Below are 13981 nucleotides of genomic sequence, written 5' to 3'. Positions count from 1 at the left end.
CTGGTTATGTTTTTCTTTGTAAGGCTTCCTAATTCTTCAAGTTTTCCATAGTTTTCACTATTTATATCATCAGTATTAAAGATATAGGTTACGCCACTAATTTTTTTGGTTCCGGTATAAATATAACCATTGCTTGAGGAAGCTTGGTTTTGGTGTAAGTAATAGATGTTTCCGTTAATTACCTGCCATCCCGTTTGTTTTACTCCATCTTTAATGTAATATTTCTTTCCGCTAAATATTGCAAATCCCGTATAAGGCTGTTCCAAACGGATGCCATAGTCAACTGTCTCAGTTTGGCCAAAGTAATAATATAAGTCACCATCTTTTACCACTCCGGTTTGCATATAACCTCTGGAATCAAAGTAATAGATATTACCGTCAATTACCTGCTCTCCGGTTACATAATGTCCGGCGAAGAAGTATTGATAACCTCTTGCTCCTTTGTAGAATTTTTCTCCTGAAAGAAGAACTCCACTTGCATCAAAGTTGTATTTATGTTTGTCTACAGTCTGGTTTTCTCCGGTAAGGGCTGCCTTTGTATTCTTGTCGAAGTAATAGTATTTTCCATCTATTTCTTTCCAGCCTGTTACAGCGTCATTGTTTTCATAGAAATAGGTTTTTCCATCTATTGTTACCAGACCATTTAATTCTTTAACTTCTAAAGTTTCAACAAGTTTTCCTTCATCATTGAAGATATATACCTTATCTTCAAGCTTTAATGAGCCTTTATACATATAACCGTTTGTCTCATCAAAGTAGTAGGTGTCATCTCCTATCTTTTGGAAACCTTTTAAGTATTCTCCTGCAAGGTAACGTTTTGTTCCCTTTTTGTCAGTATAGATTCCAGGCTCCGTAAGTTTTCCGTCATTGGCAAAGATATAATTTACTTTGCTTATAGTAACACTTCCGGTGTACATATAACCACAAGTTGAAGCTTTTGTATTTTGGTGGAAGTAATAATAATAACCTTCTATCTCTTTCCAACCTGTAACTTTAACACCGCTTTCGAAGTAGTAGGTCTTACTTCCTTCATCATAGAAGCCTGTGTAAGGTTTTTCTGAGCGGATTCCTTCTTTACCAAAGTCATAGTAAATACCGTCAATCTTTTGTAAACCTTTTAACATGTAGCCTTTTGAGTCAAATACATAAGTTTTTCCGTCAATTGCTCTTTCTCCAACTACATATTTTCCTGCCCACCAGTATTGAGTACCCTTATAGCTGTTTTTAACATATACATCATAGAATTCTCCTTTAACAAGTACTCCTTCATTGTTAAACTCATAGGTATGTCCACTGATTTTAACTTTTCCGGTAGCCATTGCATTTGTTGATTCATCAAAGTAATAAGTCTTTGTCTCATTATTTTCTTTAACTTCAACCCATCCGGATTTAATCTGACCATTTTCAACATAGTAGGTTTTTCCGTCAAATTTTATCATTCCATCTTCAGTCGGAATATTCTGACTTTCAACCAAAACTCCTTCTGAATTAAATTTGCAAAGCTTTCCGTCTAATATAGCTACGGTATTCTCAGTTCTATAACCTTTATCATTGAAATAATAAGTGTTTTTAACACCATTTACTGTAAGCTCTTGCCATCCGGTTACATATTTTCCTGCCCACCAGTATTGCATATAACCTTTTTTATCCTTAGCAAATGAGCCTTCTATAAGAACACCATAATCCGGACTATTTTTATCATTATAAAATGTATAGGTATGTTTGTTCACAGTTACTGTTCCAGTGCACATTCCACCAACACGGGCTGCTCTGTAATTTTCATAGAAATAATATGTTTTTCCATTAATCTGTGTCCAACCTCTTTGCATCACACCGTTTACATAATAATATTTATAACCTTTATAATCAACGAATCCGTTTTGTCCTCCACATGGAAGTCCGTCTTTAAATTCAATAGTTGCATTATTTATCACATAGATTCCGTCGTAAGCAAGACCATTAGCTTCAAACATGTAGTATTGATCATCTTCAGGATTTAAGAATTTACCTGTCTGGAATCCGTCACTTGTATGATACATTTTTCTTCCTGTCTCAAAATCAGTAACAAATCCAAGTACATCTGAAGGGTCAACTTCTTTAGAGCACTGAGCACAGATAAATTTACCTGTCTGACGGTTGTAGATAAAGTTTCCATCTTCATGCTCACAAGCTTTTTTCTCAAGCTTATAACTGTCAAGTAATGTCTTGTCTGAATTGTAGGTTTTAAGTACCATAGCAGTTTCTGTGGTTTCTACTGAAATATATAATGCATCATAATCCTGAGAGATATTTGCAAAATTAAATTCAGGTGTATTTACTGCCTTATAGTTAATATTTCTGCTCTTTTCTCCCAAATCACCACAGATGTAATATACAGTACCCTCTTTTTCATCAACTTTGCCATTTGTCATTGGCAATGTTCTGGCATATGAATGGTCATGTCCTGAGAATACTACATCGATTCCTGCCTCATCTGCTGCACTTGGCACATATTTGTGGAATCTCTCACTACCGCCGTTTACATTTGTATAATAAGCCGGCTGATGGATTGATAATACTTTCCATCTTGCATTTGAGTTTTTAGCATCTTTTACAAGCCAATCCATAGCTTCTTTAAGGTTTGCATTGTAATTTACAACAGCAATATATACATTTCCATATTCTACTGAATAGTATAAGCTGTCTTTTCCTTCTAAGTTGTAAACAAGAGAAGCTGCAACTCCTGAAGAATCTCCATAGTATTCATGGTTACCCATGGTATGAATCATGTCGATTCCGTTAAATGTGCTTCCAAATACATTTTGAATTTCTTCCCACATATGATAATTTCCACCGTTATCAATGTAGTCACCGGTCTGGATACCAAAATCATATCCTGAAACATTTCCGGCAATCTGCTGTAATAAGGCAATATCTGAAGCATCTGCTGAAACGCTTCCACTCATTTGTGTATCACCAATTACAAAGAATTTTGTATCGGCATTTTTGCCAATAGTCTTAAAGCTTCTTATTTCAGAGAAATTATTTCCGTCTCCTACTCTGTAGTAGTAAGTAGTTCCTGCTTTTAATCCACTAAGAACTGCAGAATTAATTCTTGAAGCTGTTTTACTTGTGCTAAATGAATGTAATTTGGTATTTCCTTCAACTTTTATCGCATTAGACAAATTGTCTGATGTAGAATATTCCACTACTGCCTTTGCAGCAGAAGCTGTATCGGCAAACCATGAAACAGTCTTTTGGTCTGAACCGTCTTTACTTGCTGTAACACTTATTCCTACAGGTTTTCCAACTGAAGAGGTGGAGCCGTTCATTACAATTACAGTAGATGTAAATGAAATTTTTGAATCTTTCTTTGCATAAACCTTAAATGTGGAAGATGGTGTAAGTACTTTTGATTTTTCAATCATAATTGTACCATCTTCAGCAGTCTTTCCGATATTTGCATCATCTACGAATACATCTACGCCGGCTGCTGCCTTTCCATCAGGATCTAATACTGTAAGCTTAGTTGCCTGTCCGGAAACACTGATTCCAACATCCAATGAGTAGTAAGCACTTAAATTAAGACTTACTAAAGGTTGAGAACTTGTAGTAATATCTCCACTTACTGATGTACACTCAAGATTTTGTACCTGATAAGTAAAGAAGTCAATTTCAGGGTCTAAATTTGTAGGTACATCAAATGATAAGGTAGCAATTGCAACATCTGCAGGAGCCTCGCCCTGACCTGTCCATTCTGCCTCAATAATCATTTTGGCTTTCTTAAATCCTGTGGATTCATATTTAAATTCACCTTTAAAGCCATCACTAAATGTAACTTTTGGCTGACCAAAGTCTGAATTTACTTTAATCACATTTCCTGTAACCTTAGTTACCTTTCCTGTAGCTTTAAGAGTTAATTCATAATTGCTTCCCATGGTAACAGTATTTGCACCTGTAATGGAAGCTGTAGCTGTTTCAGATTCAGAAGCATTTACTGTAAAGTATTTTGTTACTGTATCTGAGTTATTGAAATTATCATAAACTGTAACGGAAATACTATGTAATCCATTGGCAAGACTTGTTCTTGTGGTAGCAAAAGAATCGTCTCCGTCACTGGCAATTTCTTTTCCGTCAATCTTAAATACTGTAGCTGTTGCATTGATTCCTGAAGCATTCTTTCCTTGTGGATCATTAAATGCTGCAGTAATTTCAATATCATTAGTATCAATTGTTACATCTTCATCACTTAAAGCTTTATCATTTACTTTAATAGAACTTATAACCGGATTATCAAGGTCGTCTAAATCCGTACCGTAAACAAAACGGTAATTATCAAAATAGATAGTTCCTGAATATCTTCCGCCACCTGCTTTTGGCTGATAGCTTAACCAAAACATTCCTTCACCAGTTCTTATCATATAAGGATGAGATTCACTGTAATAGCTTTCTAAGGCACTTAAATCAGCATAGCAATATTTCCATCCTACCCAGTCAAAGGCACTTGAAACACTAACATTTCCATTTGCATCAACTGTATCATGAACCAATCGAAGGTTCTTTGTGTTGTAGTCGTCGGCATCACTGTTATAAACTGCAATATCTGCATAAAGTCCATAACCTGCCAGGTTATAGGTTTCTGCATCTGCATATACCCATACACCCACCTGGGTTGGTTTTCCTTCAACTTTTATCGGTTCACCACAATATCTTATATAATAATTGGCATTTGCAGAACCGTTGTAAGAAGCATAGTCGTAGTTTAATTCAAGAGAATAATCTCCAAAACGCACCTGACCACCTTCTTCTGATGTGGTAGAAGTAACACTTCCTGCATTGTAGGTTGTAATTGTATTATTCGGCCACAAATAGTATTTATAACCGTTTTGTTTAAAGATTTCAGCTGCCGGAACTGAACTCTCGTAATTTCCGGTAAATCTGTATGGTGCAGTTAATGTGGCATATCTTATTTCTTTATTGAAACAATATATATTATCCACCGGTACGGTTATAGGTGATATATTTCCTACATAACCCGGTGTTACACCTGCATCTACATAAGAGCTTTTTCCCCAATGATAATGCGCTCCCTTAACAGGATTTCCATTTTCATCAGGCTCAAAGTTCTCAGCTACCCATGGAAGTTTTCCGATTTCTACTGCAATCTCAGCAGCCAAAAGGCTTCCATCAGCTTTTATATAATTAACCTTAATTGTTGCATTTACAGATTTTCCACTGCTTGTAGCAACAAAGTCATTTCCATTCATGGCACCCACAGCAGTATCAGGTACTCCTTCTGTATTAGAAGTAATAATCCATGTAAAGTCTCCAACTTTGTAATTTACTTCTTTACCATTGTTTCTCACAACCAAACCTAAATTGCTGGATTGACCAAAGTCAAGAGATGCCGAAGTAGAACTAAAATAAATCTCATCCGGTTCAACTATTGACACACTGGTACTACCCACTAATTTATCCCCGTAATATGCCTGTGCTGTTACTTCTCCCACACTTCCGTTGGATGTAAAAACAGCAGTTTTTGCATCAATTGTTCCTAAAGCTTCACTTTCCTTGCTTAATTTCCATGTAAGCCCTTCTGCCGGAAGACTTGCCGCACCACCAGCTGAATCTACACCTTTTGCAGTAAACTGCACTGTAGAAGACGGTGTATAAGCTTCATTATTTGGACTAATGGATGCATGATCAAATACTCCGTCATTTGTTGCATTGGCAATAACAAAAATACCTGAAGAAATTGATCTTTCACTTCCATCTGACGGGCTGTTTCTTACTTTAAGCTTACTGTCACCTTCACGCTTTGTAACAGTTGTAGCAGATCCACCACCGTCAAGATAAAGAGCCTCCACTACTCCCTGAGCTATAAGGTATGCTGCCATCTCATATTGTGACATACCTACGGAGTTAGGAAACTGTCTTCCGTCAACCTGGAAAAATACAAGACTTCCGTCTGCTTTAAATCCTACGGAGTTTACAGGAAAGAGTGTGTTCATTCCAGGATTACAAACATTTTGTCCGTTTCTAACGAGGAAAAACGGTCCTCCCACCGCTTCTTCCACATCGCTTGTGTCTGTTCCTGCATCTCTAAGAACATAGCTTCCGTCCTTTAATACTGCAAAATATGGCTCTGAAGCAGTTTTGTCAGGATTAATATTTACCCCTCTTAAAAATGTAGGTCCTAAAGGCTGACCGGTCTGCATGTTAAAATAATCTCCGTTAGTTGCAAAGATTATATTTTCTCCCGTAGCCTTTTCATAAACTGCAGCCTGTTTTGTGGTGTTGGTAAGATCCCAGTTTCCCACTTCCCAGCTGCTTGTTTGAGTAGCTGCATCGTATTTGTCGTAAAATCCGGAATATGTGGCTCTAATGGATACATCTGCACTTTTTTCAATGGTAGTCATATATCCTTTTGCCTGAGAATTTCCGCTTTTGTCATTTAATACGACATCGGTTTCCGTCACTCCCGGAACCAAAGTATAGTCCTTAGAAGAGACAACTCTTACATCTTTTCCATTTGTCGGATTTGTGTAACCATTTACTTTTATTTTGGCATAAGTTTCAAGTACATTTGCAAAAAGCAAGGACACTGCCATCAAAAAAGCAAAAAAGACACTAGTCACACTTTTAATCTTCTTTTTCATCTTTTTCTCCTTTCTTTTTTGACCCCCGGCTAGTCATAAAGTATTCATAAAAATTGTTTAAATTTTTAGATATAAATCTGAGAATAATATAACAGCTATTTCTTTTAAATGTTAATTTCTTGCAGTTTTGATAGATTTTTCTTGAAACTTTCTTTAATTATATGCAATATTATCAATATTTTTTTTAACTTATTTTATTTCCCGGTCAATATTACAAGGAGTTTTTATTTTTAAATTTTATAAAAATTTTGTAATTGAGCCTTATTTCTTACTTTTATTTTTAGAAAATTATGGTAGAATATATTGAATTCGGGGTTTGAAAGGTAATACATGTATCATGTTTTTATTTTCATAAGACTTACGTGTGACTTTTTTTTGATAGAGTATGCTACAAGAGGTGGTGAGAAGGATATGGGTAAATATAACAGAAACGCAACAACTAACCTACAACATATGATTTTGGATTTTATTTCCAGTTTCATTGCATACGTGATTTCCATTTTTGCTTATGGTGATATTTCAATAATGTTTGAACCACGATATGTTATGCTGTGGCTGGTGTTTATCGGTGTATACATGATAATGGCATCGAACAATTCTTTGTATAGGGTAACGACTTTTTTCTATACAGACAGAACTATCAAATTTGTTCTAAAATCTTTCTTTTTATCAATAGCTATTATATCTGCTATACTTTTTATAGTTGGTGAGTCAAGAATAAATATTGATTTTTACCTTTTGTATTTAGGTTTCAGTTTCTTCTTTATATTGTGCAGTACTTTTGCCAATAGAATTTTTAGAAAAAAATACAGTTCAAAGGATGCCGCCAGAACACTTTTAGTGGGTAATCCAAACGATTTCGGGCGTTTTCGTCATTACATTGACAGAAGTAATATGAACATAAATATAATAGGTTATATTAATGATAAACCTCAGTTAAGAGATAACAGAGGAGAATATCTGGGAAATCTTGATGAATTGGAAAAACTTATCCACGATAATGCTATTGATCAGGTATTTTTCCAGTCAAGTATAGGTGAAGATGAAGATATTTCTTCCTATATAAGTAGGTGTCTTATGATTGGTGTAACAGCCAAGGTTATTTTAGCTCCTTACCATGTAGGCGGAATGCAAAGTTATATTTACAGTGTGGGTACATATCCTGTAGTTACATATCATAATGTAAACTTAAATAAATATTCCTGTGCCGTAAAAAGGGGTATTGATATTTTGGGAAGTATCATAGGAATAATTATTTCAATCATACCAATGATTATTTGTGCAATAGCAATTAAAATAGATTCTAAAGGACCTGTTATTTTTTCTCAGACTAGAGTAGGTAAAAATGGTCGTCAGTTTAAAATGTACAAACTTCGCAGCATGTGCACAGATGCTGAAAATAAAAAAGAATCTTTAATGAAGCAAAACAAGGTAGAGGGCGGACTAATGTTTAAAGTTGAAAACGATCCGCGAGTTACCAGAGTTGGAAAATTCATCAGAAAAACCTCTATGGACGAGCTTCCTCAGTTCTTTAATGTACTTAGAGGTGATATGAGTCTTGTAGGTACAAGGCCACCTACATTAGATGAGGTTTCAAAATATCAAACAGATCAATGGAGACGCTTAAGTATTCGTCCGGGTATAACAGGACTCTGGCAAATTAGCGGTCGAAGCATGATAACTGATTTTGATGAGGTTGTAAGATTAGATACCGAATATATAGACTCCTGGAATATATTCCTTGATTTTAAGATTATGTTAGTAACTGTTATGCAAGTATTTAAAAGAAACAAAGGTGCTATGTAAAAATAGCACCTTTTCTTATTTATTTTCATATAAAAATTTAGTAAAGCGGACATTCTTAAATCCGCTTCGCTACTTCCTCATGAACGCAGTGGCACTTTGTGCCACCTGTCAGAAGGGGCTTTAACCCCTTCTGACACTAATAAGCTTATACCCCCGCTTAAAGCTTACGCTTTTGAAGCGGGGGATTGCTTACACTGCGTTCAAATATTTATTTCAAAGCACTCTTTAAAACCTCTAAATTATCTGTCATAACTTTTAAATAAGTTACATTTTTTTCCACATCTTCCTTTGTTGTAGCCTGCATAGAATCCATAGTGAGAATTTCCTGGTCTTTTGTATTGGTGTTTTCCTTAATCTGTTCAGCTATTTTTCCATCAGAACTTTCTATTTTTAGAATAGTCTTTAAACCTAATTCATCTGTTTTTTTAGATAAAAATGTTATTGTTTTAAAGCTTGCTTCCGATTCTGCTGAACAACCTACAAATGCCGCGAAATATTTTAATCCATAATCTTCAATCATATATCTGAAAGGAAATCTGTCACCAAACAATAAGGTTTTCTTAGGAGAATTTTTAACTGTTTCTTCGTATTCTTGGTCCAAAGAATCCAGTTTGTTGATATAATTATCAAGATTTTCCTTATAAGTTTCACTGTTTTTCTCATCAATTTCCATTATTTTTTCGCCAATGGCCTGGCAAAGTTTTTTTGCATTTTTAAGTGAAAGCCACACATGTTCATCATATTCAGGCCCTTCCTCGGATTCTTCTTCTTCCTCCTCTTCAGCTTCCATTCCTTCTACCACTTCTTCTTCTTTTACATCATCTCCAAGAACTTCTAAAAGATTAATTACTATCTGATCTTTTTTGGTAGATTCTGCTAAAGCATCATCAACCCAGCCATCAGACTCTCCACCGACATAAATAAAAAGGTCACTATTTGATATTTTTGCAATATCTTTTGCAGTTGGCTGGTAACTGTGAAGATCCACCCCACTATCTAAAAGCATGGTAAGTTCAATGTTTTCATTGTCACCAATTATTTCTTTTGCCCAGTCATATTCCGGATAAATTGTGGTCACAATGGATATTTTATCCGACTTTTCCTCATCTTTGGCACTGGTAATATCCTTGTTTGTACTTTGACAGCCGCTTACCATAACAGCTGTAAGCATTAATAATAAAAGCATTGTTGTTATTTTTTTCATTTGCTTTACCCCTTTCTAAAATGCGAATCATTTGCAAATTAATTTTATTTTATTCTTATTTTATATTTTTGTCAAATAAAAAAAGGCCTCTCATTTTTTTAGAGAAAGCCTTTTTGTATGGCAATATGTAATTTTTTAGCCTTGAGTCATCATATTTGCGGATTTTACTTCTTCTTTAATGCCATATTTTTCCGCATTAACCTTTGCAATATATTCAGAAACCGCATCATAAACTCCCGGATAAATACTTCCCGGCTCACCCATAACTGTTGCCGGTATAAAGTAATGTCCGCTGTAGTTTGTATCAATATTATTTTTTGCCTCAGCCCAAACTTTTTCCTTTGTCCAGTCTTCACGATCAACCTTACCATTGTCTATTCCACCCTGGAAGGAAATTTTTCCACCGTAGTTTTCAATGGCTGCCTTAATATTATTTGTGGACATTATTCCCTGCCAGATATCGATTCCCATTCTTATCATGGAAGGAATAAGATTTTCTCCATAAGAATCGCTGTGGTGTACTATAAGTTCTACCCCATGTTCTTTGTAATAACCATAGATTTTCTTGTAAGCAGGCTCAATAAATTCTTCAAACATTGCCGGTGAAAGGAAAGAGGATAACTGACTTCCCCAGTCGTCATGATGGAATAATGCATCCGGATGAAGATGGTCACAAATCTCCTTTGCAACATCTAATTCATAATCCGTAAGATATTCTATAAGCTCATGCATAGCTTCCGGTTCTTCATAAAAATTAATCATTGCCTCTTCCATTCCCATAAGATAATGAATTTTTTCAAAAATACCAGGAGCTACAAATGGAGCTATAAAAACTTCATTTCTGTCTACGTCTTTAACCTGATCAAGGCAAGCCTGCCATGCTTCATCAGAAAATTTAGTATTTGGAGCTTTAACATATTTTTTCCAATCAACTATATCTTTAATAACAACATGCTCCGGTGATGTGTCAGGAAACATTCCCGGAACATTTTCAGGAAATTCTATACGAACTCCCCATCCATTTAACCAGGAACCGCCTTTTTGAACTTTTCCCATTGCTTCTAAAGTACATGGATCAAACATTAAGGCTACATATTCAAACTGATTAACGATGCGATCCGGTTTTCCCCCTCGAATTGTTTCCAATAAATTCTGTTTTTTTGTTAACATTAATAACTACCTCCTTATTAAAGAAATACCCCTTTATTTAAAAAGCTAGTGGCAAATAGGATTTTTATATCCTAAACCACTAATTCTTTCACAAATATAATTTTATACATTTTACCGAGTATTTTCAATAATTTTCAGAAATTTTTGTACGATTTATACAGTTTACAAAAAAATACAGAAATTTTTATATTATCTTTGGTGCAAATAACACGAAGCAAAAAATGCCTATTCTATCAGCCATGCAAAAGCTTTGCCAGTACGCTTTTCATAATCCGCAAAATGATTTCCCGGATTTAATTCCATTTTAATATCTATATCCCTATTAGAATTTTTAATTAATTCATACTGTATACAAATATTAGCTTTCACCTTTGACATTATTTGATTTCTAACTTTATCCTCCTTATTTCCAAGACTTAAATATACTTTTTTGCATTTAATGTTTCGATTTTTAATATAGTCAGTCCAGCCTGGAAACCATACTGAAGGAGAAACTACTGCAACAGCATAAAAAATATCACATTGATAGCATGACCACAGGGAAAAAAGCCCGGATAAGGAGTATCCCCCAAGAAAAAGTCGCTTATTATTTATTTCATTTTTAAAAACAAAAGGAAGTAACTTTCCAGTAATGAAATTCAAAGTTTTTCTTGCTCCATTTCCAAAATCTTTTCCTTTAAAAACCCCTTCATTCCCCCAGGGTGAAAGCTCATAATTCCAGTCATCAATTAAAATTGCAATAAAGCAAAAATCCATTCTGCCTGATATGTTTTTTATCAGCTCAATTTCTTTTTCAAGCATTTCAAATTCATTTTCATTTACAGGTTGAATAATTATATCTTTACTGGATATTTCACCGTAAATAAAGCATTCTTTACCTTCGATAATATTGTTCATTATTTAGCTCCTTAAAAAAATCGGAGTATGAATCCGTTTATTTTTCATTATAAACGATATCCTTACTCCGATTTAGTGATTTTTTATTTTTTATTTTCCAAGACTTACTTTAAGCATTATTTCTTCAATGGAATGAACCATGGAATTTTCATCTACTACCTGAAGCAATCCATTCTCATTTGTTTTTAAAGATAATCCGCAATCATCTTCTTTTAAACAATCATTAACAGGTCCCACAAGGGTGGCATCCTCGAATATAACAAGGAAGCTGTTCAAATATTCTGACAATCTACTGTTTTCTTCTATACATTTCGTATTAGCCCTTCCTATGGCTTCAATGTTTTTGTTAATTGACTGAACTTTTTCACTTGTGGATACCTTTTCTATTGGCTCACCGGTTAAAAGATTTACTCTTACTATCATTTCGCCATAGGCAATACTTAGGTAATTTCCAAGTAACATAACTGTTTTGCTTCCCGTTGCACCGCTTCCGAAAATATTTGTTATCATTAGTTCAGGAATTTCAAAAGCAATATACGAACCGCCATTTTCTCCTATGGATATTTCCAGATAGCTATTAGATTTGCTAACCGGCTGATCCTTTGGTGCTTCATTTACTTCATCAAAAATCTGCTCAACTGATATGACATCTTCTTTTTGATTTCCATTCAATAATCCCATTATTGCATCCATATTTGACATCCCCTCTGCTTGTAATTCAGTATCTAAAACTTCTTCAATTTTCTCTTGGGTTGGAATTTCTTGGGTTGCAGCTTCCTGTTCTGCCACCGGTTCTACTGGTGGTTCTTCTACCGCTATTTCTTCCACTGGATTTTCTTGGATTGGAACTTCCATTTCTGCTACCGGTTCTACTGGTGGTTCTTCTACCGGTATTTCTTCCATTGGAATTTCTTGGGTTGGAACTTCCATTTCTGCTACCGGTTCTGTTGGTGGTTCTTCTACCGGTATTTCTTCCACTGGATTTTCTTGGATTGGAACTTCCATTTCTGCAACCAGTTCTACTGGTGGTTCTTCTACCGCTATTTCTTCCACTGGATTTTCTTGGGTTGGAACTTCCATTTCTGCTACCGGTTCTACTGGTGGTTCTTCTACCGCTATTTCTTCCACTGGATTTTCTTGGGTTGGAACTTCCATTTCTGCTACCGGTTCTACTGGTGGTTCTTCTACCGCTATTTCTTCCATTGGATTTTCCTCCACTGCTTCCAAGTCACCTGCTTCCTCACTATTTAAAATATTATAGCTATCCTCCACATTGGTAAAAGTATCCAATTCTTCTTCCAATGTAAGATCACCTAATTCATCAAGACTATCATCAAATCCTTCTTCTATTAAATCTCCTATGTCCAAAATTTCGTTAAAATCTTCATCTATGGACATTTCTTCATCAAGACCTAATTCTGAGCCATCTCCCAATGATAAACTGTCCTCTAAACTTACATCCAGACTTTCTCCCAAATTCAAATCACTATTTAAGTCAAGTCCTTCTCCAAATCCCAAACCTTCATTTAATCCCAAATCCAGACTCTCGTCAATTGACAAACCGTCCTCTAACATATTTTCATATCCAAGACCATCTTCCATATTGCCGTCCATTCCCAAATCTTCTGAAATAATCATATTTCCAAGGCCATCCTCTGCAATATCCGTATCCAACAATCCCTCTAATTCTTCACCGGATTCGAAATTCATCATATCTTCCATAGTTTCAGCTGGATTTGATATATCCTCAAAATCTTCACTTTCCATCTCCGGAATTGAAGCCAATTCTACTCCAATATCCGGTTCTGACATTTCTGTTTGATCTATTCCTAAATCCATTGTATCTATTGTATCAACAGTTTCAAAAATATCTGCATTTTCTTCTACTGGTACTTCCAATTCGGATAAATCCACCTCCGGCATTACCTCTACTGGGGCTTCTTCTACTGGCATCTCTACTTCTGGTATTTCCATTTCTGGTACTGCCTCTACTGGAATTTCCTCTACCGGCATTTCTAATGTTGATAAATCTACCTCTGGCATTGCCTCTTCCGGAACTTCCTCTACTGGCACTTCCGCTATTGGTATTTCTACTTCCGGTGCTGCCTCTACTGGGGCTTCTTCCACTGGTATTTCCATTTCTGGTACTGCCTCTGCCGGTGCTTCTTCCAATGGCACTTCTAATGTTGATAAATCTACCTCTGGCATTGCTTCCACTGGCACTTCTTCTACTGGCATTTCCTCTATTGGTATTTCTACTTCCGGT

At 35.4% G+C, this 13981-nt stretch carries 5 protein-coding genes and 1 pseudogene; 1 reads left to right on the top strand and 5 read right to left on the bottom strand.

Annotation, left to right across the window (positions count from 1 at the left end; translation table 11 throughout):
- Positions 1 to 6638: phosphodiester glycosidase family protein (locus BM153_RS08905; RefSeq protein WP_177205630.1), on the bottom strand; the 6638-nt coding region annotated here is incomplete at its 3' end.
- A gap of 411 nt (positions 6639 to 7049) precedes the next feature.
- Here BM153_RS08905 and BM153_RS08900 point away from each other — a divergent pair.
- Positions 7050 to 8444, top strand: a complete 1395-nt coding sequence (locus tag BM153_RS08900; RefSeq protein WP_177205629.1) for a sugar transferase — start codon at positions 7050 to 7052, stop codon at positions 8442 to 8444.
- 208 nt (positions 8445 to 8652) lie between these two features.
- On the opposite strand, the gene BM153_RS08895 is transcribed toward BM153_RS08900, so the two are convergent.
- The 4 genes and pseudogenes from BM153_RS08895 to BM153_RS08880 all read right to left on the bottom strand — a co-directional run.
- On the bottom strand, positions 8653 to 9648 hold the full coding sequence (locus BM153_RS08895; RefSeq protein ID WP_092872870.1) for a metal ABC transporter substrate-binding protein: 996 nt from the start codon (positions 9646 to 9648) through the stop codon (positions 8653 to 8655).
- A 135-nt stretch (positions 9649 to 9783) separates the two neighbouring features.
- Positions 9784 to 10818, bottom strand: a complete 1035-nt coding sequence (locus BM153_RS08890; protein ID WP_092872868.1) for a uroporphyrinogen decarboxylase family protein — start codon at positions 10816 to 10818, stop codon at positions 9784 to 9786.
- Positions 10819 to 11043: 225 nt separating this feature from the next.
- Entirely contained in the window at positions 11044 to 11715 is a 672-nt protein-coding gene (locus tag BM153_RS08885; protein ID WP_092872866.1) for an alpha/beta hydrolase-fold protein, read from the bottom strand.
- Between the two features lie 90 nt (positions 11716 to 11805).
- Positions 11806 to 13981 (bottom strand): annotated as a pseudogene (locus BM153_RS08880) (hypothetical protein); the annotation flags it as partial.

This window comes from Acetitomaculum ruminis DSM 5522 (assembly GCF_900112085.1).
Classification (GTDB): Bacteria; Bacillota; Clostridia; order Lachnospirales; family Lachnospiraceae; genus Acetitomaculum; species Acetitomaculum ruminis.
The sequence above is the reverse complement of the archived record's forward strand: the minus strand, read 5'-3'. Positions and strand labels throughout refer to the sequence as shown.